The following is a 22,863-nucleotide window of genomic DNA, read 5'->3' on the forward strand; positions in this document are numbered from 1 at the left end:
CTAGCGCGCAGCCAGGACCGCGGCGGAGTCGACGACCTCGATCTGCGGAGCGTAGAGGCCCATGACCTGCAGGGCAGCGGCGTGGTTGTCCTGGCTCGACCCGGCGCAGGCGTCGGCCGCCACCACCACGGTGGCGCCGGCGTCGGCCGCGGGCAGGGCCGTGGAGATGACGCAGCAGTCCGTCGACACTCCCGCGAGGACGAGCGTCGGCGTCGCCCCGGTGAGACGGGTCAGGCCCTCACCCCACTTGCCGAAGGTCGAGGCATCGACGGTGCCCCGGTTGCTCCAGCCGTTGGCGGGGGAGACGAGGTCGAAGATCGGGTCGGTGTCCGGCTTGTCGGCGAATGGCCACCGCTCGAAGTAGGGCCCCCACGAGCCCGTGCGGTCGGTGCCCGGCAGCCACCGGGTGACGATCGTGCGATCGGCTCCGAACTGCGAACGCAGGCTCTTGATGGAGCCGAGTGCGTCATCAAACATGGGCGAGCCCCACGGGCTCGCGCTGTCGGCGAAGATCTTCTGCGGGTCGATGATGACCAGCCAGGCGTCGCTCAGGTCGGGCAGCGTCGGCTGCTCCATCACGGTCTCCTCGCTCACACCTGCTCCTGACGGCGCACGACGCCGCGGCGGGCGATGTAGGTGATGACGAAGGCCAGCACCAGCGCGACCAGCACGCCGAGGTTGGCGTAGGACCAGTCGCCGTTCCAGTAGTTGCCCGCGGGGTCCTCGACGAGCTCTGTTCCCATGAAGGCCTTGAGCAGGTAGCCCTGCCAGTTGTTCCACGTCGAGTCGGGCATGGCATTGGTGACCAGGCCCCAGCCGATGACGGAGGTGAGCACCATGGTGCCGACCGAGATCCAGTCGACCGCGCCGTATCGGCCACGGGAGTCGAAGAGGGCCTCCTCGTCGTAGTCCCGGTGGCGCAGCGCCAGGTCGGACAGGAAGATCCCTGCCCAGGCGGCCAGCGGGACACCGAGGGTGATGAGGAAGGACTGGAAGGGGCCCAAGAAGTTCTCGGCGAAGAAGACGACGTAGATGGTGCCGAGGGTGAGCAGCAGCCCGTCGATGCCAGCTGCTGCCGGGCGAGGGATGCGCACCCCGAGGCTGAGCAGCGTCAACCCGGAGGAGTAGATGCCCAGTACTGCGCCGGAGACGAGCGCGAGAACGGCGGCGACGCCGAAGATCACGAGGTACCAGGTCGGCAGGATCGTCGCGAGGGTGCCGACGGGGTCGGCGGCGATGCCCGCGCTCAGCTCGGCGTCGGACCCGGCGAGCCCGATGCCGTAGGCGACGAGCAGTGTCGGGGCGAGCGCTCCGCCGATCGTGTTCCACGCGACGATGGAGCCGGAGGAGGCCTCACGTCTTTGGTAGCGCGACCAGTCGGCGGCGATGTTGATCCACCCGAGTCCGAAGCCGGTCATCACCATGATGAGCGCGCCGAGCACCTGCTGCAGCGACCCGCCCTCCATCGCCGTGAGGGCCGACCAGTCGATGTGACCGACGGTCAGGGCGACATAGACGATCGTCGCGATGCCGGTCACCCACGTGAGCAGGGACTGCATCCGCATGATGAGGTGATAGCCCGCCACGGAGGCGGTGACGATGAGCGCGGCGACGACGAGCATCGCGATCACCTTGGTGGGCGTCCCACCGCCCCAACCGAGCTCGCGCATGACCGTGGCGGTCGCGAGGGTCGCCATGATCGCGAGGAAGGTCTCCCAGCCGATCGAGACGATCCACGAGACGACACCGGGCAGCTTTTGTCCCTGCACGCCGAAGGCCGCACGCGAGATGACCATCGTCGGGGCCGAGCCCCGTTTGCCGGCGACGGCGACGAGGCCGCAGAGCAGGAAGGAGATGACGATGCCCACCACGGAGACGATCAACGCCTGGACGAAGGAGATCCCGAAACCAAGGACGAAGCTGCCGTAGGAGATGCCGAAGACCGAGACATTGGCGGCGAACCACGGCCAGAAGAGGTCGGAGGGCTTGGCCGTGCGGTCCGCCTCGTCGATGATCTCGATGCCGGTGGTCTCGACCCCGGCACGACGGACCGAGTCGAGGGTGTCGCCCCTGCGGGAATCAGCGCTCATTCGGGCAGAATTGCACACGTGGACACCCTGAGGAGCCGATGGCACGCCGATGTCGTCGCTCTGTGCCCGGCTGCGGACCGCCCGCTGCTCGCGGCGGAGGGGACCGATCTGCTCGATCGCTGGCTCGAGGACCACCGCTCGTACCACGACGCGGTGCACCTGGCCGAGGTCCTCGCGGCCCTCGACGAGCTGCACGAAGGGGGTGACCTCCCCGCCCATGACCGTCACCTGGCTGGTCTGGCCGCCTGGTACCACGATGCGGTCTACGACCCAGCGGCTGCGTCCGGTGCCAACGAGGAGGCCTCGGCAGTCCTGGCGCAGGAGCGACTGACCGCCATCGGTGTGCCGGCCGAGCTGGTGGAACGGGTGGCGATGCTGGTGCGGGAGAGCGCCACCCACGAGATGTCGGACCACGACCCGGCGACCCGTGCCTTCCACGACGCCGACCTGTGGATCCTCTCGGCGGAGGCCGAGCGCTTCGACGCCTACTGCCACCAGGTGCGCATCGAGTACGGCATGTTCGCCACTGCGGACTACGCACGCGGACGGGTCGCGGTGCTGACTCCCTTCGTCGAGCGGGAGCGCCTCTACCTCACCGACCACGCCCACGAACGGTGGACCGAGCGGGCCCGGCTCAACCTGCGTCGAGAGATCGCCCGGCTCGCTGGGCCTGGGTGACCCGCAGCCCGCTGCGGATCAGCCGGCGGATCAGCTCGGAGCCAGCGACCTCGGTGGCCCCGGCGGCGACGACCTCGTCGTAGCGCTCGACCGGCACGTCGTAGTGGTCCTCGTCGAAGAGCTTGCGCGGGATCGCCAGCTCCTCGGCGAAGGCGTGCAGCTCCTCCAGCGAGGAGTCGGACACCAGGTGGCTCCAGACGCGTCCCCAGCCGGGCCAGGTGGGCGGGTCGACGAGGATCATGGCTGGCTCACAAGGGATCGAGGATGCGCTTGAGGAAGGCCTGCGTGCGAGGCTCCTGCGGCTCGAGGATGACCTGCTCCGGGGCGCCTCGCTCGACGACGACACCGCCGTCGATGAAGAGCACGTCGTCGGCCACCTCGCGGGCGAAGCGGATCTCGTGCGTGACGACGACCATGGTCCAGCTCTGCTCGGCGAGGTCGCGCATCACGGTGAGCACCTCGCCGACCGTCTCGGGGTCGAGTGCGGAGGTCGGCTCGTCGAAGAGCACGACCGAGGGGCGCAGGGCGAGAGCCCGGGCGATGCCGACCCGCTGCTGCTGACCACCGGAGAGCTGGAAGGGGTACTTGTCCGCGTGCTCGGACAGGCCCACCTGCTCCAGCAGGGCCTTCGCGCGCTCGCGAGCCGACTGGGGGTCCTCGCCCTGGACGACGATCGGCCCCTCGGTGATGTTGTCGAGGGTGGTCTTGTGGGCGAAGAGGTTGTGCCCCTGGAAGACGAAGCCGCTCTGCGCGGCGAGGGCGTCGGCCTGATCGCGCTGGGGGCGGGGGAGTCGGCCGTGCCGGTTGGGCGACAGCTGCGAGAAGTCCACGGTGGCGTCACCGATGGTGATGACGCCCGCGTCCGGGCGCTCGAGGCCGCCGAGGGCCCGCAGCAGGGTCGTCTTGCCCGAGCCGGAGGGGCCGAGGACGACGGTGACGCCGCCCTCGGGGACGTCGAAGGAGATGTCCCGCAGGACCTCCTTGTCACCGAAGCTCTTGCGGATGTTGTGCGCGGACACGACCGGCGCTCCGGCTGCAGCGGTCGTGCCGGGCGCGGTGCTGGGTGCGTCAGACGGCGACATAGCGGCTGAACCTCTCCTCGGCGCGGTCCTGGAAGACCGAGATGATCATGCAGATGATCCAGAAGTAGATCGCGGCGAGCCCGTACATCGCCATGAACTGGAAGGTGGGCGCGGCCGCGAACTGCGCCTGCCGCAGGATCTCGACGACGAGGATGATCGAGGTCAGCGAGGTGTCCTTGACGAGCGAGATCAGCGTGTTGGACAGCGGCGGCACCGCGGTGCGTGCGGCCTGCGGGAGGATGATCCGCCGCAGTGCCGTCCTCGGGCTCATGCCGATCGTCTGCGCCGCCTCCCACTGGCCCTTGGGAATCGACTCGACGGCCGAGCGGATGACCTCGGCGGCGTAGCCACCGACGTTGAGCGACAGCGCGATGACCGCGGCGGGGAAGGGGGCGAGGTCGACACCCAGCTGCGGCAGGGCGAAGAAGATCAGGTAGAGCTGCACGAGCAGCGGGGTGCCGCGGATGATCGAGATGTAGCTCCGCGCGATGGCCCGTGGCAGGGCCGCGTGCGACATCCGGCCCATGGCGGCGATCATCGCGAGGACGAGGCCGATCGCGAAGGAGAGCACGGTGAGCGGGATCGTCACCTTGATCGCGGCCAGCGCCATCGGGCCGGCGTTGTCCTTGACGAGGTCCCACCAGGTGGGAGCCTCGACGTCCGCCGCGAAGTACCTGTCGTAGATCTTCTGCGTGGTGCCGTCCTGCTCCATCTCGGCCAGCGTCTTGTTGATGGCCGGCATGTAGCCGGAACCCTTCTTCGCGGCGAAGACCGACTGGGACGTGTCGTCAGTCTCGTCCACGACCTTGACCCCGGGGTCGGGGCTGGTCGCGATGTAGTTGCGCACGGCGAGCTTGTCGTTGACGATCGCGTCGACCCGGCCCTGCTTGAGGTTGGCCATCGCCTCCGTCATCCCGTCGACCCCGACGATCTCGGCGCCGTGCTTCTCGGCGACCTCGCGCCAGCTGCTGGTGAGGTTCTCGGCGGCCTTCTTGCCCTTGAGGTCGGCCAGCGTGGTGATGTCCTTCGGGTTGTCCTCGGCGACGACGAGGACCCCACCGGTGTCGACATACGGGTCGGACAGGTCGTAGAGCTGCTTGCGCTCCGGGTTGAGGGTCACCTGGTTGGCGACGATGTCGAAGCGCCCGGCGCCGAGCGCGGCAAACATCGAGTCCCACGGGGTGGCGACGTACTCGACCTCGACGCCGAGGCGTTTGCCGACCTCGTTCATCACGTCGATGTCGAAGCCGGTGAACTCGTCGCCCTTCTTGATGGAGAAGGGGGCGTACACCCCTTCGGTCCCGACCCGCAGGGGGTTGGGGATCGCCTCCGACGCGGCGGCCGGCGTGGTCGAGGCCGTCGTGGGAGCCGCTGCCGCACCTGGCGCCGACAGCAGGACGGGAGCCAACGCGATCGCGAGGGCGAGGACGAGGTGCGCCAGGCGCCGGGGGAGCGTGATCATCAGGCGCTCAGGATATGCCCGGCGTCACAGTCGGCGCAGGGCGGTCGCGAGCACGACGGCCTCGCCGATGCGGTCGGACGCGTCGAGGTCGACCTCGGCCTCGATGACCCAGTCGTGATCACCGGCAGGGTCGGCGAGCGTCTGACGCACCCGCCACAGGCGCGCGTCCTCGACCTCGGCCACGTCGTCGACACCCGGAGCGAGCCCCGTGGCCTCCTCGATGTGCAGGTGGTGCGGACCGCGGGCGTCCTGGTCGGTACCGATGCGGTCGTGCTCCTCCCAGTAGTCGCCGAGAGCGGTGTCCCAGTCGGCATGGCGCATGACGGGCGAGCGGTCGTCGTCGGCGAGCTCCGCCGCGGCCGTCTCGATCGCGCTGAGCGCGGACAGGTCGTCGCGCGCGGCCTTCTCGACCCGCTGCCACAGGGCACCGCGCACCATCGCACGGAAGGGGCCGGTGCGAGCGCTCAGGGGCCGCGGCGGTGGTGCCGCGTCGCGTCCCTGCGCGAGTGCGGCGGCCGACTCCGGGTCGGCGAGGGCCTCCCACTCGTCGAGCAGCGAGGAGTCGGTCTGGCGCACGGTCTCGCCCAGCCAGTCGATGATCTCCTCGAGCTCGGGGGAGGAATGCACATCAGGCACGGTGCGCATGAGGGTGCGGTAGGCGTCGGTGAGGTAGCGCAGCACGAGGCCCTCACGCGGACCGAGGGTGAAGCGCCGGACGAAGTCCGCGAAGGACATGCCCTCCTCCCACATCAGCCGCACGATCGACTTCGGGATGAGCGACTCCTCCGGCAGCCACGGGTGGGTCTGCCGGTAGGTCTCGAAGGCCGCCGCCAGCTCATCGGCGAGAGGCCGCGGCCAGGTGATCTCCTCGAGGAGCTTCATCCGCTCCTCGTACTCGATGCCGTCGGCCTTCATCTCGCCGATCGCCTCGCCGCGGGCAGCGTGCTGCTGGGCCATGAGGATGGCGAAGGGGGCTTCCAGCACCGCTTCGATGGTGGAGACCACGTCGAGGGCGTGGGTCGGGGAGTCCGCGTCGAGCAGGTCCAGCGCCGCCAGCGCGAAGGGGGCCAACGGCTGGTTGAGCGCGAAGTCGCGCGGCAGGTCGAGGGTCAGAGCCACCGTCCGACCGGTCTCGTCCGGCTCCGGGAGCCGCTCCAGCACACCGGAGTCGAGCAGGCTGCGTCCCAGTCGGATGGTGCGCTGGGCCAGCCGGGTGCGCCCGCGTGCGTCCTCGTGGTTGTCCCGGGTGAGCCGCGAGAGCGCGGTGATCGGGTTGCCGGGCCGGGCGACGACATTGAGGATCATCGAGTTGTCGACCTTCATCCGCGAGCGCAGGGTCTCGGGTGCGGCGGTCGTCAGCTTGGTGAAGGTCTCCTCGGTCCACACGACGAAGCCCTCCGCGGGCTTCTTGCGCTGGACCTTCTTGCGCTTCTTCTCGTCGTCGCCGGCCTTGAGCAGCGCGCGGTGGTTGTCGATGACGTGCTCGGGAGCCTGGACGACGACATGGCCCTCGGTGTCGAACCCGGCGCGACCCGCGCGCCCGGCGATCTGGAGGAACTCGCGCACCCGCAGCACCCGGTGGCGCGAACCGTCGAACTTGGTCAACGAGGTGAAGAGCACGGTGCGGATCGGGACATTGATGCCGACGCCGAGGGTGTCGGTGCCGCAGATGACCTTGAGCATCCCCGCCTGGGCGAGCTGCTCGACGAGGCGTCGGTAACGAGGGAGCATCCCGGCGTGGTGGACGCCCACCCCGCGTCGCAGCATGCCGTTGAGCGTGCGGCCGAAGCCTGCGGAGAAGCGGAAGTCGGCGAGCCGGTCGGCGATCGCCTGCTTCTCGTCCTTGTCGAGCAGCTTGAGCGTCTGGAGCAGCCGGGCGTGCTCGGAGGCATTGGCCTGGGTCTGGTGGACGACGTAGACCGGCGCGCGGCGCCACTCGAGGATCTCCTCGATCGTCTCCTGGATCGGGGTGAGCGCCCAGGAGAAGGTCAGGGGCACCGGGCGCTCGGCGTCCTTGACGACGACGACATCGCGGTCGGTGCGCTCACGCAGGTCCTCCTCGATGGCCCGGGTGTCACCGAGCGTCGCGGACATCAGCAGCATCTGCGCCTGCGGCAGCTCCAGCAGCGGCACCTGCCAGGCCCAACCACGCTCGGCCTCGGCGTAGTAGTGGAACTCGTCCATGACGACGAGACCGACGTCGGCGTCGCTCCCTTCGCGCAGGGCGAGGTTGGCGAGCACCTCTGCGGTGCAGACGATCACGGGCGCATCGGCGTTGACCGAGGCGTCTCCCGTGAGCATGCCGACGTTGTCCGCGCCGAAGACCTCGCAGAGGTCGAAGAACTTCTCCGAGACGAGCGCCTTGATGGGGGCGGTGTAGAAGGCGACCTCGTCCTTGGCCATCGCGTGGGCGATCGCGCCCGTCGCGACGAGGGACTTGCCGGAGCCGGTGGGGGTCGCGAGCACCACGTGGTCGTCGCCGAGGAGGGCGAGGAGCGCCTCTTCCTGGTGCGGGTAGAGCGTCAGCCCACGATCGGCCGTCCAGGCCGAGAACCGCTCGAAGAGGTCGTCGGGTTCGGTACCGACGGGGACGATGAGCGGGGCTGCCATTCACCCATCGTCCCAGCGGGGTTACCCGGGTGTCACCATGGGGTCCGTGACCCCACCGCGATTGATCACCGCTGATGACCTGTCCCTGCGCCCGCCGGTCGAGGACGACGCGCAGCTCGTGGCCGAGCTGATGGACGTGCCGATCTCCACCGAGCGTCCTGCGCAGATCGTCCGCCTCTGGCGCGAGCACTGGGACGAGCGCGGGTACGGGACATGGATCATCGAGGACCCGGCTGGCCGGCGCCTCGGTTTCGTGGGCCTGCGATCGCACTCCGACTTCATCCGCGTCACGATCCGCGTCATCGAGGGCGAAGGGGGTGACGACCTGGCCACGCGGGCGCTGCGGGTGGTCGTCAGTCACGCGCTCGAGTGGCTGCCCGACCTGCCCCTGCGCATCCGGCTCGCGCCCGAGGACGTCGCCACGCGCGAGGTCGCGGAGGCCGCGGGCATGACGTACGCACCGGACCTGGACCACGCGGTCGACGGCGACGAGTGGCAGGTCCTCGAGCTGCCCTACGTCCGCATCGCCGACCGCGTCCCGCCACGGGCTCGCGAGGCGATGCTGAAGATGTGGGGCGAGGTCAACGACGCCGGGGGTGCGGTGGGCTTCGTCCCCGGCGCGAGCCAGGAGGACGTCGCCGAGGTCCTCGACGGCTACGTCGCCAGGCTCGCCGAGGGCCGCACCGTCTGCGTCGCGCTCAACTCCCCGCTCGGCGAGCTGCTCGGCTTCGGCTTCGTGGCGCGGTCCACGGGGATGACGGTGGCGCACACCGCCAACCTCGAGCGGATCATGACCGACACTGCTCGTCGGGGGACCAACCACGGGGCGCTCCTCATGGCGGGCATGCACCGGGCCGCGCGGGAGATGGGCGTCGAGCTCGTGACCCTCGACTACCGGGGCGGCACCGGGCTCGGCGAGTTCTACACCCGGTACGGCTACACGGAGGTCGGGCGCATCCCCGGTGGCGTCCGCGTCGCCCCCGGTGACGACCGGGACGGCGTGATCATGGCGCGCTCGCTGTGACCCACCTCGAGTCCTTCGGGCAGGCGACGGCCTGGATCGCGGTCCTCGATCGGTCGCAGGCCGAGGTCGCCGAGGCCCTTGGCCTGACGGGAGGTCGCAATGTCGCGGCAGCAGAGGCCGTCCGAGCCTCCTCCGCGACCGGGTTGCTGCCGCCGTTGGCCGGGGCAGGCGGTCGATGGACCTTGGCCGTCAGCGCGGGGTTGACGGGGATCTCGACGAGGCGCCTGACGACGCTCACCGCGCTGCTGGACACGCAGGTGCTCTTCTACGACACGGTCGGCGACCCCGCCGCCCGTGACGACGTGCTCGCCCGGGCCGCCGCCGAGAGCCTCGACCCGAGGACCCTCTCCGGGGAGGTGCCCGGGCACGCGGTGCTCTTCGACGACGTCGACGAGGGCCCGCCGCCGGCAGACCTCGTCAAGACCCCGTCACGGACGCCGTGGCTGTGGACCAGGCTCTTTCGCCGCTGACCTAGCATTCGGCCCATGACCCAGACCGATCGCGACACCGAGACCCGACCCCCCTTCGGCCTGGGGTGGCGCCTGCACGGCGACGGCCGCGAGGTGCTGCCGGGCGAGGTCGTGGCCCCGGGGGAGCGGCTGTCGTGGCCGCGCACGATCGGTCTCGGGGCGCAGCACGTCGTCGCGATGTTCGGCGCGACCTTCCTCGTCCCGCTCATCACGGGGCTGCCGCCGGCGACGACCCTCTTCTTCAGCGGCGTCGGCACGATGCTCTTCCTGCTCATCACGGCGGGTCGGGTGCCGAGCTACCTCGGGAGCTCCTTCGCCTTCATCGCGCCGCTCGCGGCTGCCTCCGCGAGCCACGACATGCCCACCGCGCTCGGCGGTGTCGTCATGGCGGGCATCACGCTGGCCCTGCTCGGCGTCGTCGTCCAGCTCGCCGGCGACCGATGGCTGCGAGCGATCATGCCGGCCACCGTCACGGGCGCCATCGTCGCCCTCATCGGGCTCAACCTCGCGCCGAGCGCCAAGGCCAACTTCGTCGTCTCGCCCGTCACCGGTCTGGTGACCGTCGCCGTCATCCTGATGGTCACCGTGGCGACGCGGACCCTCTTCTCCCGCATCGCGATCCTCGTCGGTGTCGCGGCGGGCTACCTGACCGCTGTCGTGCGTGAGGAGGTCGACTTCGCCAAGGTCCAGGCGGCCGACTGGCTCGGTGCACCGACCTTCACCGCGCCCCACTTCGACATCGCCGTGGCCGGGCTCTTCATCCCCGTCGTCCTCGTCCTCGTGGCCGAGAATGTCGGCCACGTGCGGTCCGTCGCCTCGATGACGGGCGAGGACCTCGACCCGATCACCGGGCGTGCGCTCATCGCGGACGGGCTGGCGACGACCCTCGCCGGTGCCGGCGGTGGGTCCGGCACGACGACCTACGCCGAGAACATCGGGGTCATGGCGGCAACCCGGGTCTACTCGACCGCTGCCTACTGGGTCGCGGCGGTCGTCGCCCTCATTTTGTCCTTCTCACCCAAGTTCGGCGAGGCGATCGCGACCGTCCCCCAGGGGGTGCTCGGGGGTGCGGGTGTCGTCCTCTACGGGATGATCGGACTGCTGGGAGCCAAGATCTGGGTGGAGGCCAAGGTCGACTTCGGCAACCCGATCAACCTGATGACGGCCGCTGTCGCCCTGATCATCGGCGTGGCCGACTTCACCTGGCAGATCGGTGACCTGCAGTTCGCCGGCATCGCGCTCGGCACGGTCGCGGCACTCGTCGGCTTCCACCTCATGCGCGGCGTCAACCTCGTGACCCGAGCCGTGCCCGACCCGCTCACGCCCACCGAGTGAGCACCGAGTGAGCACCGAATGAGCACCGAGTGGGCAGCGAAGATGAAGATCTCCTCATCCAGCCCTCACCCACGGCTCATCCCGTCTGCCTAGCGTGACGCCCATGAAGCCCAGCCCCCGCCGTCGCGTCGGCCGCGACGGAGTCCTCATCGCGGTCATGCTCTGCGTGCCCGTGCTCGTCCTGCTGGGGTTCCGGGTGGCGGCGTCACCGTCGGACCCGCCGCCCGTCGAAGAACGGTCGATCCAGCTGACCAGCGACACCCCGTCACCGCGGCCGACCTCCACGAGCCCGTCACCGACGAAGACCTCACCGACGAAGACGACCTCCTCGACGACCTCCCCGGCGAAGAAGTCCGTGACCACGAAGTCCACGCCGACGTCGTCCCCGAGCTCGACGAGGACCACCGCGCCGAGGACCACGCAACCGCCGCCCGCGGCCCCGCGCACCACGTGGACACCCACTCGTACACCGACCTGGACGTCGCAGACCCACGTTCCGTCGTACGGTGACGATGATGATGACGACGGGGGCGACGACGACGGGGGCGACGACGACTGAGCCGGCCCCCGGTCGGGCTCGTCGCTCGCGCCCACGTCTGGCCAGGGACACGATCGTCGGCTGGATGGTGCTCGTCCTCTTCGTCAGTCTGCTCAGCGTCGTCATCGTCGTGCGCGAGAGCCTGCGCCTGTCGGTGACCGAGCGGGCCAACGCCGATGTCTCGCAGGAGATCAAGGAGTTTCGCACCTTCACCCAGGAGGGCGTGGACCCAGAGACCTCCAAGCCCTTCACCTCGGCGGAGCGGCTGCTGCAGGTCTACCTGTCGCGGCAGAGCCCGAGCAACGGCGAGGTGATCGTCGGGTACGTCGGCGAGGAGGGTGTCGTGACGATCTCCCGGGGACCCGGTGCGCCCTCGCTGGAGGAGTACGACCTCACCCGTGACACCGATCTGGTGCGGGCCGCAGAACGCTCCACGTCCGGCACGACGGACACGCCCGCTGGCGAGATGCGGTGGGCGCGCACCGTCGTCGACGTGCGCGGTGGCGACGACGCGATGCTCCTCGTGGCGTTCTTCACGCAGGTGGAGCGTGCCGAGGCCGACCGCATCGTGCGGACCCTGACCCTCGTCTCGCTCCTCGCGCTGCTCTTCGCCGGGGTGGTCTCCTGGCTCGTCGCCGGCCGCCTGCTGCGACCGGTGCACCTGGTGCAGACGGCGGCCGAGGAGATCACCGAGCAGGACCTCACCCGTCGCATCGACGTCGGCGACGACGACGTGTCCGGTCTCGCCTCGACCTTCAACCGGATGCTCGACCGCCTCGAGGAGGCCTTCCGCGCGGAGCAGCGCTTCGTCGACGACGCCGGGCACGAGCTGCGTACGCCGATCACGGTGATCCGCGGCCACCTCGAGCTGATGGACGACGACCCCGCGTCCCGGGAGGCCACCCTGCGCATCGTCACCCAGGAGCTGGACCGCATGGGGCGGATCGTCACCGACCTGCTCGCCCTGGCCACGTCCGAGCGTCCTGACTTCATCCGCCCCACCGACGGCGTCGACGTCGCCCTCCTCACCGTCTCGCTCGACGCCAAGATCTCCGCGCTGGGCGATCGACGGTGGGGAGTGAGCCAGGTGGCCGAGGGCACGGCCCGGCTCGACTCGCAGCGGATCACCCAGGCGGTGCTCCAGCTCGCGCAGAACGCGGTGCAGCACACCGGTGACGGTGACGCGATCACCCTGTCCTCCGGCATCGCCGACGACCCCGGGCTCGGCCGGGTCCTGACCATCTCGATCGAGGACACCGGACCAGGTGTCCCCGAGTCCGACCGTGAGCAGATCTTCCAGCGCTTCGCGCACGGCGAGCCGCCCGACGGTCGGCGCCACAGCGGGGCCGGTCTCGGGCTGGCCATCGTTCGGGCCATCGCCGAGGGCCACGGCGGTCGGGTCGACGTCGGCGGACGCCTCGGTCAGGGCGCCGTCTTCACCCTTGTCGTCCCCGTCGACGACAGCACCGGCCGCGTCGAGCCGGACGACCAGGAGGCACCATGAGCAGCATCCTCATCGCCGAGGACCACGAGGAGATCGCCAGCTTCATCGACAAGGGCCTGCGAGCCGCCGGGCACCGCACGACCATCACGGCCGACGGTCGGCAGGCGTGGGCGCTGGCGGGCACCGGTGCCTTCGACCTGCTCGTCCTGGACGTCGGTCTGCCGGGACTCGACGGCTTCGAGGTGCTGCGCCGCCTGCGCGGCGACGGGGTCGATCTTCCGGTCATCATCCTCACTGCCCGCGACGGCGTCGACGACACCGTCGCGGGACTTGAGGGCGGGGCCAACGACTACATGACCAAGCCCTTCCAGTTCGTCGAGCTGCTCGCCCGGGTGCGTCTGCGGTTGCGCGAGGGCGGCGCCCTCCCCGCCGACGACACCGCCCTCGTCGTGGGGGACCTCAGTCTCGACATCCGTCGGCGGTCGGCGCGGGTCGCCGATCGTGAGGTCGAGCTCACCGCCCGCGAGTTCGCCCTGCTGGAGGCCTTCGTCGAGCATGCCGACCAGGTCCTCTCGCGCGAGCAGCTGCTCGGCATGGTGTGGGACATGGACTTCGACCCCGGGTCCAATGTCGTCGACGTCTTCGTGCGCAGCCTGCGCTCCAAGATCGGGGCCGACCGGATCCTCACCGTGCGCGGCGTGGGCTACCGCCTGCGTCCGCTCACCGGCTGATCCTGCCCACGACCCCCGGCGGCTGTGGCACCGTGGCCTCGTGAGTGACGCGCAGCAGACCGCAGAGCACCACCGACTCGCCGAGGCACCCGGCACCGATGACGCCTGGCGCCTGTGGGGTCCCTATGTCGCCGGCCGCCAGTGGGGGACGGTCCGCGAGGACTACAGCCCCGACGGGGACGCCTGGACCCACTTCCCCTTCGACCAGGCCCACACCCGGGCCTACCGCTGGGGCGAGGACGGCATCGCCGGGCTCACCGACCGCTACGGCTTCCTCACCCTGGCCACGGCGATGTGGAACGGCCACGACGACCGGCTCAAGGAGCGGCTCTTCGGCCTGAGCGGGCCGCAGGGCAACCATGGTGAGGACGCCAAGGAGTACTGGTGGCACCTCGACGCCACCCCCACTCACTCCTTCGGGGAGTACCTCTACCGGTACCCGCACGCCGCCTTCCCCTACGCGGACCTCGTCGCCCGCAACGCCGAGCGCGGTCACGGGGATGACGAGTACGAGCTGAGCGACACCGGGGTGCTCGAGGGCGACCGCTTCTTCGACGTCGTCACGCGGCACGCCAAGGCGAGCGAGCGCGATGTCGTCATCGAGATCGAGGCGACCAACCACGGCCCCGACCCCGCGCCGCTCGACCTGCTCCCTCAGGTGTGGTTCCGCAACACCTGGTCCTGGGGACGGGATGACCGACGCCCCTCGATCACCGCGACCAGCGACACGGCGTCGCCCGAGAGCGGGGGGACCCGTCTGGTCATCGAGCACGGCTGGCTCGGCCGCTACGTCCTGCACGCCGACGGCGCCCCGGAGGTCCTGCTCTGCGACAACGAGACCAACGAGGAGGCGACCTTCGGCTCCGCCGGCAAGGGCGAGTCCCCGCACCCCAAGAATGCCGTCGACGCGGCGATCGTCCACGGCGACCGGTCGCTCCTCGCGCCGCCGGACCACCGTGCGACCAAGGCCGCCCTGCACTACCACTACGACGCCGTCGCGCCGGGGGAGAGCGTGCGGGTGCGCCTGCGGCTCGTGCAGGTGAGCGAGGACGAAGGGGGCGCCGCCACCCCCTTCGCCGAGGTCGACGAGATCATCGCGGGCCGCCGCGGCGAGGCCGACGAGTTCTATGCCGCGGTGATTCCCGAGCACGCGAGCGAGGAGGACCGCTTCATCGCGCGACGCGCCTTCGCCGGGCTCAACTGGTGCAAGCAGGTCTACCGCTACGACGTGCGGGATTGGCTCGAGGGCGACCCGGCGCAACCTCCCACGCCGCAGTCCCGCCTGGCCCCGCAGCCGGCGGGGCGCAACACCGACTGGACGCACCTCGCGCTCGCCGATGTCATCTCGATGCCCGACGAGTGGGAGTACCCGTGGTTCGCGACATGGGACTCCGCCTTCCACGCGGTGGGGATGGCGCACATGGACCCGGCCTTCGCCAAGGAGCAGCTGGTCCTGCTGTGCCGTGAGTGGGCGATGCACCCCAACGGGCAGATGGCCGCCTACGAGTGGAACTTCTCCGACGTCAACCCACCCGTCCACGCGTGGGCCGCTTGGCAGGTCTACGCCCTCGAGGGTGCGCATGACCCGGGTTTCCTCGTGCGGATCTTCACCAAGCTCATGCTCAACTTCGGCTGGTGGGTCAACCGCAAGGACTCCGACGGCTCCTACCTCTTCGAGGGGGGCTTCCTCGGGATGGACAACATCGGGCCCTTCGACCGGTCGGAGCCGCTGCCGGACGGACAGCGCCTGGAGCAGTCCGACGCGACGAGCTGGATGGCCTTCTTCTGCCTCAACATGCTGCGCATCGCGTGGGAGCTGGCCCGCACCGACCACGCCTGGGACGAGGTCGCGACCAAGTTCCTCGAGCACTTCCTGCACATCGCCGAGGCGGTGGAGCACTTCGGCACCGACGACGTGCACCTGTGGGACGAGGAGGACGGCTTCTTCTACGACGTGGTCGTCGACGCCGACGGCGGTGCCACCCCGATCCGGGTGCGCTCGATGGTCGGGCTGCTGCCGCTGATGGCCGTGGCCAACGAGCCGGACTGGGTGCCGCAGGAGCTGACCGACTTCAGCTCCCGCCTGGCGTGGCTGCGCAGGCACCGGCCGGACCTGACCGACGCGCTCCTGCAGGTGAGCCGGGGCAACGAGCAGGACACCACCTTGGCCCTCGTCGACCGGGCACGGCTGGAGCGACTGCTCTCCCGGCTCCTGGACGAGGGCGAGTTCCTCTCGCCGCACGGCGTGCGCAGCCTGTCGGCCGGGCACCGTGACGGCGTGCACGTGGCCCTCGACGGCCGTGACCTGTCGTTGCGATATGTGCCGGGCGAGTCCGACACCGGGATGTTCGGCGGCAACTCCAACTGGCGTGGGCCGGTGTGGTTCCCGGTCAACGTCCTGCTCACCGATGCGCTGCGCACCCACGCGGTCGACGCGCACGAGGAGCTCACCGTGGAGATGCCCACGGGGTCGGGCCGCAGGATCGCGCTGCGCGAGGTGGCCCTCGAGCTCGAGGACCGGCTCGTCGCCCTCTTCAGGGTCGGGGAGGACGGCCGCCGTCCGGCTGACCCGATCCATGTGCCGACCGGTGACCTCTGGGGCAGGGCGCACCCGACCTTCTCGGAGTACTTCCACGGTGACACCGGGCGCGGGCTCGGCGCCTCGCACCAGCTCGGCTGGACCGGGATGGTGGCCCACCTCGTCTGCACGAGCCGACGCGATGTCCACAGGGAGCGCAGCCGCGGCGCGGTGGGCTGAGCGTCAGCCGAGCAGACCGTCCTCGCGGGCGCGGGCGACCGCGGCCGTGCGCGAGTCGACGTCGAGCTTGGTGAAGACGTGCACGAGGTGGGTCTTGACCGTCGCCTCGGAGATGAAGAGCGTGCGGGCGATCTCGCGGTTGCCCAGTCCCTGCGCGACGGCGGCGAGGATCTCGACCTCGCGGGCCGACAGGTCTGCCTGCTGCCGGCCCATCCGGGCGACGACCCGCTGGGCCAGGGCAGGGGAGAGGACGGACTCCCCACGCGCTGCCGCGACGACGGCCCCGACGATGTCGGCCGGGTCGGCGTCCTTGAGCAGATAGCCGGCAGCACCGGCTTCGACCGCCCGGACGATGTCGCGGTCGGTGTCGTAGGTGGTCAGGACGAGCACGGCCGGGGCGCCTCGGCGGGCACGCACTGCGCTCGTCACGCCGACACCGTCCATCCCGTCACCCAGGCGCAGGTCGGTGACGACGACATCGGGGCGCTCGGCCTCGACGAGCGTGAGGGCGTCCTCGCCGGTACCGGCCTGACCGACGACGGACAGGCGCTCGTCCTGGCCGAGCAGGGCGACGATGCCCATCCGGGTGACCGGGTGGTCCTCGACGACGACGACACTGACGGTGCTGGTGCTCATGGGTGCTCCTTGGCGTTGTGCGACAACGGGATCCACGCCGACAGTGCAGTTCCTTCTCCGGGGGCGGACTCGATGGCCAGCCCGCCACCGAGCTCGCGCAGACGTGCCCGGGTGGCGCGCAGGCCGTAGCCGCCGTCGCTGGGGGAGCCGGATGGCGTGGACGTCCAGAGGTCGGTGTCGAAGCCGCGGCCGTCGTCGACGACGTCGACGCGCACCGAGTCCTGCGTCTCGTCGATGCTGACGACGACCTGCTCGGCGTCGGCGTGGGTACGGACATTGGCGAGGGCGCCCTGCACACAGCGCAGCAGGGTGACCTCGGCGGTGGTGGGAAGGCAGGTGAGCGGCCCGGTGACGACGACCCGAGCGGCGACTCCGGACTCCTGGGCGAAGCGCTCGGTCACCCGACGGACGGCGCCGGTGAGGCTCCCTTCGTCCAGGTCGGCGGGAGCGAGGGCGCCGACGACCCGCCGAGACTCCTCGAGGCCTGCGGCGGCCCCCGACTCGACATGGCGCAGGATCTCGCGCAGCCGGTCGGGGTCCTGCTCGGCCAGCGCGGCGCGAGCGAGCAGCAGGATCGAGGAGAAGCCCTGGGCGATGCCGTCGTGGATGTCGCGGGACAGGCGCGTGCGCTCGCTCGAGGCACCCTCGGCGCGCTGCACCCGGGCGAGCTCGTCGGTCAGTGCCGCGGACTCCTCCTGCGCCGCGTAGAGCGAGGTGATCAGTCGCTGACGCTCGATGCCGTCACGTACGAGCGCCTGCTGGGCCTTGGCGACGCCGAGTGCCACGACCATGCCGATGAAGGGGCCGATGATCGCGGCGAAGGTGGCCTCGCCGGTGTGCCGCACCGGCTCCAGGGCCACGACGACGAAGACGACCAGGGAGACGATCACCGCGGGCAGGAGGGGCAGGACGTGGCCGGCGAGCAGCCAGAGGGGGAAGGCGAGCCACACGTTCTCCGGAGAGACGAGGACGAGGACCGCCCACAGCAGGGCCAGCCCGACGAACCAGACCGTGCCGTCGCGACCCTGCCTCGCCAGTCGCGGCCCGACGGCGTACCAGCCGACGAAGACGGCGAGCGCGCCGATCTCGGCGAGCGGGTGCGCGCCGTCGGCGATCGCGCGCAGCCCGCAGACGAGGGCCAGCACGCCGAGGAGGGCGTGCTGGCCCAGACGCAGCCAACGGCTGGTCCCCGTCCGGTCGGTGGTCTCGCTCACCGACGTGACGCTACCCGGCCCGGCCACCAGAAGCGGTCGCCGAGGAGGGCCGTCGCGGCGGGGACGACGACGGTGCGCACGAGGAGGGTGTCGAGCAGGACACCGAGCCCCACGATGAGACCGAGCTGGCCCAGGACGACCAGGGGCAGGACCCCGAGGGCGGCGAAGACGGCCGCGAGGACGATCCCTGCGCTCGTGATGACGCCACCGGTGCGGGCCACGGCGCGGGCGACACCTTCGCGGGTCCCGTGCTCGGCGGACTCCGCCTTGGCGCGGTGCATGAGGAAGATCGTGTAGTCGATCCCCAGGGCCACGAGGAAGAGGAAGGCCACGAGCGGGACCTGCACGTCGAGCGCCGCGTGGCCCAGCAGGTGCTCGTCGAGCCAGGCGCCCAGTCCGATGGCTGCCAGGGCGCTGACCGCGTTGAGCGCCAGCAGGACCAGCGGGCCGACCAGGGCCCGCAGCAGCAGGACGAGGACGGCGAAGCTCACGAGGAGGACGAGCGGGACGACGGTCCGCAGGTCGCTCTCGGCAGCGGTGCGGGCGTCGAGCAGCTGCGCGGAACCGCCACCGACCTTGGCATCGGCGCCCGGGACGGCGTGGGCTGCGGTCCGCAGGTCCTCGGCGAGCTCGAGGCTGGTAGGCGTCCCGGGGGAGGGCTCGCCGATGACGGTGAGACGGGCCAGTCCGGTGCCGTCCGTCCCTGACGGGATGACCGCGGTGACGCCGTCCACGGACTCGAGGGCGGACGTCGTCACGGCGGCGCTCCCTTCGCTCGTCGTGACGGTGAAGGGGGCGGCCGACCCGGCCGGGAAGTGCTGGCCGACGGTGACGAGCCCGTCGGCCGACTCGGAGGCGGTGCGGAAGGAGTCGGCCTGGCTCAGACCGACCCGGGCGCCGAAGAGAGCGGACGCCAGGACGGCGAGCAGGACGAGGCCACCGACGAGGTGGGCGGCGGGGCGCGCGACGACGGTGCGGGCGACCTTGGCCCAGACGCCCTCGTGGTCGAGGGTGTCGCCGGGGCGGGGGACGAAGGGCCAGAAGACCTTGCGGCCGACGAGGGCCAGAGCAGCTGGCAGCACGAAGGTGACGGCCAGCAGGGCGATGACCAGGCCGACCGCGGAGGCCAGCCCGAGACCGCGGGTGCCGGGGACGCTCGCCAGGAGCAGGGTGCCCAGCGCGAGGACGACGGTGGCATTGCTGGCGAGGATCGCGGGGACGGTGGCCCGCCAGGCGGTGGCGAGTGCAGCCCGGTGGTCCTCGTGCTCGTGCAGCTCCTCGCGGTAACGGGAGATCAGCAGGAGCGCGTAGTTGGCGCCGGCGCCGAAGACGAGGACCGAGACGATCCCGGCGTCGAAGGGCAGGCCGCTCCAGTCACCGACGGCGGTGGTGACGGTGCCGGCGACCTGGTCGGCGATGCCGACGACAGCGAGCGGGACGAGCCACAGCACGGGGGAGCGGTAGGTGAGCAGCAGCAGGAGGGCGACGACACCGATGGTCACGGCGAGCAGGGTGAAGTTGGCGCCGTCGAAGGAGGAGGCGATGTCCGCGCCGAAGGCGGGCCCGCCGGTGACCTGGATCGTCAGGTCGGCCGGTGCGTGCTCGGCGACGTCGGCGCGCAGGTCGGTGATCGTCGCGACATTGGCGGCGCTGTCCTCGCTGGTCCGCACCGGCACGGTGACCGTGGCGGCCTGACCGTCCTCGCTCACCTGGGCGCGGGCGTCGGTGGCGCCGAGCTGGTCGGCGAGCTGGGCGAGAGCCGACGAGTCGGCGGGGGTGAGGTCGGCTCCGCCCTTCGTCGCGACGAGGAGGACCGGCGCGTGGTCGCTCCCCGGGAAGGACTTCAGCTGGTCGGCCACGAGCGCCGACTCGGCGCTGGCGGAGTAGCTGTCACCACGCGCGGGGGCCTCGGCGGAGCCGAGCACGGTGCTGGCCAGCCCGACGAGCACGAGGGCGAGCAGGAGCACGATCCCCGCCCCGCGGCGGCTGGTCAGGCGCTGGGCGAAGGTCGGTCGGGAGGCTCGAGGTGGTGAGTCGGGACGGTGGGGGCGCAGGGTCGCTGTCATGTCATCTATCCCATCGCCGAAGGGGGTGTCGGCACATCGCGCTGGAGGTTGGTCCTGCGGTCAATCTTTTGGTTGACCTAGCCGCCCACGGTCCCTGAGGAGGTTGCGCAGCAACCGTCTCGAAGGGTCCGCTTCCGACGAGGACGGCCGGCGCGCTGCCGAAGTCCTTCGTCGTCGTGGGGGTGGGTTGTCGTGTCCGACTTCGGCTTGATGCTGCGCCGACCCTCCTCGTCGTCCGCTGCCCCTAGACCCGGGTGGAGGTAAACGCGCGGGCGAATCCTCGGCGAGTCGGCGTCCACTCCCGGTGACCGAGGATCGGGTGGAGGTAGGCGCGCCGACGATTCCTCGGCGAGTTGGCATCCACACCCAGGGCGAAGGGGGTCGCCCGCACCCCCCGCGCCCGACGAGGACGGCCGGCGCGCTGCCGAAGTCCTTCGTCGTCGTGGGGGTGGGTTGTGGATCGCTGGTCGGGGCTGTCGGCGTCGCCATCTAGGGTGGTCGCGTGTCCTCGACTGTCGAATCCCTGCTTGCCGCCGCCGTCGGGGGAGTCGGTGGCTCCACCCGTGAGGGTCAGGTCGAGATGGCCCTGGCCGTCGCCCGGGCCATCGACACGCAGGAGCACCTGCTTGTCCAGGCCGGCACCGGCACCGGCAAGTCGCTGGCCTACCTCGTGCCCGCCGTCGAGCACGCCCAGCGGGTCGGCAAGCCCGCCGTGGTCGCGACGGCGACCCTTGCCCTGCAGGGTCAGATCGTCGACCGTGACATGCCCCGGCTCGCGGACTCCCTGGCGGGCCACCTGAAGCGTCGGCCGACCTACGCGATCGTCAAGGGCCGCCGCAACTACGTCTGCAAGCACAAGACCGACGGCGGCTTCCCCGACGACGAGGACGGACTCTTCGACGTCGGCGAGGCCGACGCGCAGGCCGGCTGGCTCGGCAAGGAGGTCGTGCGGGTCCGCGAGTGGGCCGGCGAGACCGAGTCCGGCGACCGCGACGAGCTCGTGCCCGGTGTCTCGGAGAAGGCCTGGCGCCAGGTCTCCGTCTCCGCCCAGGAGTGCCTCGGCTCCAAGTGCCCGATGGTCGGCGAGTGCTTCGTCGAGCGCTCCCGCGAGGCGGCCAAGGATGTCGACGTCATCGTCACCAACCACTCCTTCATGGCCATCGACGCCTTCGAGGGGCGCCCGATGCTCCCCGACCACGACGTGCTCGTCATCGACGAGGCCCACGAACTGGTCGACCGGGTGACCTCGACGGTCACCGACGAGCTCACCCCCGGTGGCGTGCGGTCCGCGGCCAAGCGAGCGCGCAAGTTCGCCGAGTCCTCCGAGGCTCTCGACGACCTCGCCACGGACCTCGAGGCCGTGCTGGAGGAGGCGCCCGAGGGGCGCCTGACCACCGGCATCCCCGATGCCCTCGCCGCGGTCCTCGGACGCTGCCGGGATGTCAGCCGCAACCTGCTCACCGAGATGAAGCCGCCCAAGGGGGAGCAGGTCGACGGCTCCCGCCAGATCGCGCTCGCCTCGGTGGACGAGGTCCACGAGACAGCGGGTCGGATGCTCCAGGAGCACGAGCTCGACGTCATCTGGGTCAGCCGGGACATGCGCCGGGGGCCGCTGCTACGGGTGGCGCCCATGAGCGTGGCCATGCGGATGCGGGAGCGGATCTTCGGCACCGGGGCCACGGACGAGGACGAGGCGGTGCGCGACCGCACGGTCATCCTCACCTCCGCGACGCTGGAGCTGGGGGGCACCTTCGACGCCGTCGCCGGCACCCTCGGCCTGCGCGGGCCGGGCGCACCGGAGTGGACCGGTCTCGACGTCGGGTCCCCCTTCGACTACCAGCAGCAGGGCATCGCGTATGTCGCGGAGCACCTGCCCGCGCCCGGCCGGGACGGGCTCGCGTCGCAGACCCTCGACGAGATCGAGGCGCTCGTCCGGGCAGCCGGCGGGCGCACCCTCGGGCTCTTCTCGTCCATGCGCGCGGCCAAGGAGGCCTCCGAGGCGATGCGCGAGCGGCTCGATGACGACTACACCGTCCTGTGCCAGGGCGAGGACATGATCGGCACCCTCGTGCGCAACTTCGCGCGGGACCCCAAGACGATCCTCTTCGGCACGCTCACCCTGTGGCAGGGCGTCGACGTGCCCGGCAGCAGCTGTCAGCTCGTGCTCATCGACCGCATCCCCTTCCCCCGACCGGACGACCCGCTGTCCTCCGCGCGCACCCAGGAGATCGCCCGGCGCGGTGGCAACGGCTTCATGGCGGTCTCGGCGACGCATGCCGCGCTGCGCCTGGCGCAGGGCGCGGGACGGCTCATCCGGCGCGGTGACGACAGGGGCGTGGTCGCCTTCCTCGACAACCGGATGATCAAGGCGCGCTACGCGGGCTTCCTGCAACGCTCCCTTCCTCCCTTCTGGCCGACGACCGACCGTGACCTCGTCCTCGGTGCCCTGCGCCGGCTCGACGAGATCGCACCCGAGGTCCTGCCGGTCGCCGACCCGGTCAAGCGCGGGCTCACCGGCAAGGTCGCTGATCCCGGCACGGCCGACAGCGTGCGCACGGCCGTGGTCAAGGGCGAGGGCTGGTCCGCCCAGGACGACGACGAGCTGCGCGACGGCGCCGAGCTCGGCCTGCCGCTGGAGGAGCTGGCTGCGTCCCTGCACCGCGTCGAGTCCGCGGTCGTGGCCAGGGCCAAGACGCTCGGCCTGGTTGTCCCGACCCACGGCTAG

General features: G+C 71.0%; 18 protein-coding genes and 1 pseudogene. 8 read left to right on the forward strand and 11 right to left on the reverse strand.

The features are described 5' to 3' along the window. Both ASG73_RS09890 and ASG73_RS09895 read right to left on the reverse strand, forming a co-directional pair. Positions 1–594: a cysteine hydrolase family protein gene (locus tag ASG73_RS09890; protein WP_327077486.1), complete on the reverse strand. Its 594-nt coding sequence runs from the start codon at positions 592–594 to the stop codon at positions 1–3. Then, the gene (locus tag ASG73_RS09895) at positions 591–2,090 is read right to left on the reverse strand and encodes a purine-cytosine permease family protein (protein ID WP_055994069.1); all 1,500 of its coding nucleotides are present in this window, start codon (positions 2,088–2,090) and stop codon (positions 591–593) included. Before ASG73_RS09895 ends, ASG73_RS09890 begins: the two co-directional genes overlap by 4 nt. 18 nt (positions 2,091–2,108) lie before the next feature. Here ASG73_RS09895 and ASG73_RS09900 point away from each other — a divergent pair, with 18 nt between their 5' ends. After that, a complete protein-coding gene (locus tag ASG73_RS09900) occupies positions 2,109–2,768 on the forward strand; it encodes an HD domain-containing protein (protein ID WP_055994071.1) in 660 nt (219 codons plus the stop codon). Here the strand turns inward: ASG73_RS09900 and ASG73_RS09905 are convergent. The 5 genes and pseudogenes from ASG73_RS09905 to ASG73_RS09920 all read right to left on the reverse strand — a co-directional run bounded on the left by ASG73_RS09905 (position 2,725) and on the right by ASG73_RS09920 (position 7,922). Then, complete coding sequence (locus ASG73_RS09905) at positions 2,725–3,009, reverse strand: DUF4031 domain-containing protein (RefSeq protein ID WP_055994073.1); 285 nt, start codon at positions 3,007–3,009, stop codon at positions 2,725–2,727. The two genes, ASG73_RS09900 and ASG73_RS09905, sit on opposite strands and share 44 nt — an antisense overlap. A gap of 7 nt (positions 3,010–3,016) precedes the next feature. Next, on the reverse strand, positions 3,017–3,850 hold the full coding sequence (locus ASG73_RS09910; protein ID WP_082567130.1) for an amino acid ABC transporter ATP-binding protein: 834 nt from the start codon (positions 3,848–3,850) through the stop codon (positions 3,017–3,019). Continuing rightward, positions 3,837–4,460, reverse strand: a complete 624-nt coding sequence (locus ASG73_RS18395; RefSeq protein ID WP_055994596.1) for an amino acid ABC transporter permease — start codon at positions 4,458–4,460, stop codon at positions 3,837–3,839. The genes ASG73_RS09910 and ASG73_RS18395 overlap by 14 nt, the downstream gene beginning before the upstream one ends. A gap of 66 nt (positions 4,461–4,526) precedes the next feature. Continuing rightward, positions 4,527–5,312 (reverse strand): annotated as a pseudogene (locus ASG73_RS18400) (transporter substrate-binding domain-containing protein); the annotation flags it as partial. Between the two features lie 24 nt (positions 5,313–5,336). Beyond that, on the reverse strand, positions 5,337–7,922 hold the full coding sequence (locus ASG73_RS09920; RefSeq protein WP_055994075.1) for a DEAD/DEAH box helicase: 2,586 nt from the start codon (positions 7,920–7,922) through the stop codon (positions 5,337–5,339). 46 nt (positions 7,923–7,968) lie between these two features. Here ASG73_RS09920 and ASG73_RS09925 point away from each other — a divergent pair, with 46 nt between their 5' ends. Genes ASG73_RS09925 through ASG73_RS09935 form a run of 3 tightly spaced genes read left to right on the forward strand, consistent with a single transcriptional unit; the run spans position 7,969 to position 10,751 of the window. Then, on the forward strand, positions 7,969–8,946 hold the full coding sequence (locus tag ASG73_RS09925; RefSeq protein WP_162253974.1) for a GNAT family N-acetyltransferase: 978 nt from the start codon (positions 7,969–7,971) through the stop codon (positions 8,944–8,946). Further along, a complete protein-coding gene (locus ASG73_RS09930) occupies positions 8,943–9,416 on the forward strand; it encodes a hypothetical protein (protein ID WP_055994079.1) in 474 nt (157 codons plus the stop codon). The genes ASG73_RS09925 and ASG73_RS09930 overlap by 4 nt, the downstream gene beginning before the upstream one ends. A 15-nt stretch (positions 9,417–9,431) precedes the next feature. Then, positions 9,432–10,751 (forward strand): uracil-xanthine permease family protein, encoded by a 1,320-nt coding sequence (locus tag ASG73_RS09935; RefSeq protein WP_055994081.1) that lies wholly within the window; start codon positions 9,432–9,434, stop codon positions 10,749–10,751. Between the two features lie 54 nt (positions 10,752–10,805). On the opposite strand, the gene ASG73_RS09940 is transcribed toward ASG73_RS09935, so the two are convergent. Beyond that, positions 10,806–11,213, reverse strand: coding sequence for a hypothetical protein (locus tag ASG73_RS09940; protein WP_055994083.1), 408 nt, complete (start codon positions 11,211–11,213; stop codon positions 10,806–10,808). A gap of 50 nt (positions 11,214–11,263) precedes the next feature. Here ASG73_RS09940 and ASG73_RS09945 point away from each other — a divergent pair, with 50 nt between their 5' ends. The 3 genes from ASG73_RS09945 to ASG73_RS09955 are packed head-to-tail and all read left to right on the forward strand — an operon-like array spanning position 11,264 to position 16,222. Beyond that, the gene (locus ASG73_RS09945; protein ID WP_235499426.1) at positions 11,264–12,793 is read left to right on the forward strand and encodes a sensor histidine kinase; all 1,530 of its coding nucleotides are present in this window, start codon (positions 11,264–11,266) and stop codon (positions 12,791–12,793) included. Continuing rightward, positions 12,790–13,464 (forward strand): response regulator transcription factor, encoded by a 675-nt coding sequence (locus ASG73_RS09950; RefSeq protein WP_055994085.1) that lies wholly within the window; start codon positions 12,790–12,792, stop codon positions 13,462–13,464. The genes ASG73_RS09945 and ASG73_RS09950 overlap by 4 nt, the downstream gene beginning before the upstream one ends. Positions 13,465–13,504: 40 nt before the next feature. Beyond that, positions 13,505–16,222 carry an MGH1-like glycoside hydrolase domain-containing protein gene (locus ASG73_RS09955; protein WP_055994088.1) on the forward strand — a complete coding sequence of 906 codons (2,718 nt, stop codon included), beginning with the start codon at positions 13,505–13,507 and terminating at the stop codon, positions 16,220–16,222. A 3-nt stretch (positions 16,223–16,225) separates the two neighbouring features. Here the strand turns inward: ASG73_RS09955 and ASG73_RS09960 are convergent, their stop codons facing one another. From ASG73_RS09960 to ASG73_RS09970, 3 genes are read right to left on the reverse strand one after another with little or no spacing between them, the layout of a single operon-like run. After that, a complete protein-coding gene (locus tag ASG73_RS09960) occupies positions 16,226–16,858 on the reverse strand; it encodes a response regulator (protein WP_055994090.1) in 633 nt (210 codons plus the stop codon). Next, the gene (locus tag ASG73_RS09965) at positions 16,855–18,072 is read right to left on the reverse strand and encodes a sensor histidine kinase (RefSeq protein WP_055994603.1); all 1,218 of its coding nucleotides are present in this window, start codon (positions 18,070–18,072) and stop codon (positions 16,855–16,857) included. Before ASG73_RS09965 ends, ASG73_RS09960 begins: the two co-directional genes overlap by 4 nt. Then, entirely contained in the window at positions 18,069–20,138 is a 2,070-nt protein-coding gene (locus tag ASG73_RS09970; RefSeq protein ID WP_235499408.1) for an MMPL family transporter, read from the reverse strand. The genes ASG73_RS09965 and ASG73_RS09970 overlap by 4 nt, the downstream gene beginning before the upstream one ends. Before the next feature lie 502 nt (positions 20,139–20,640). Between ASG73_RS09970 and ASG73_RS09975 the strand changes: the two genes are divergently transcribed. Continuing rightward, the gene (locus ASG73_RS09975; protein WP_055994092.1) at positions 20,641–22,863 is read left to right on the forward strand and encodes an ATP-dependent DNA helicase; all 2,223 of its coding nucleotides are present in this window, start codon (positions 20,641–20,643) and stop codon (positions 22,861–22,863) included.

Origin of the sequence: Janibacter sp. Soil728 (assembly GCF_001428305.1) — a bacterium.
Classification (GTDB): Bacteria; Actinomycetota; Actinomycetes; order Actinomycetales; family Dermatophilaceae; genus Janibacter.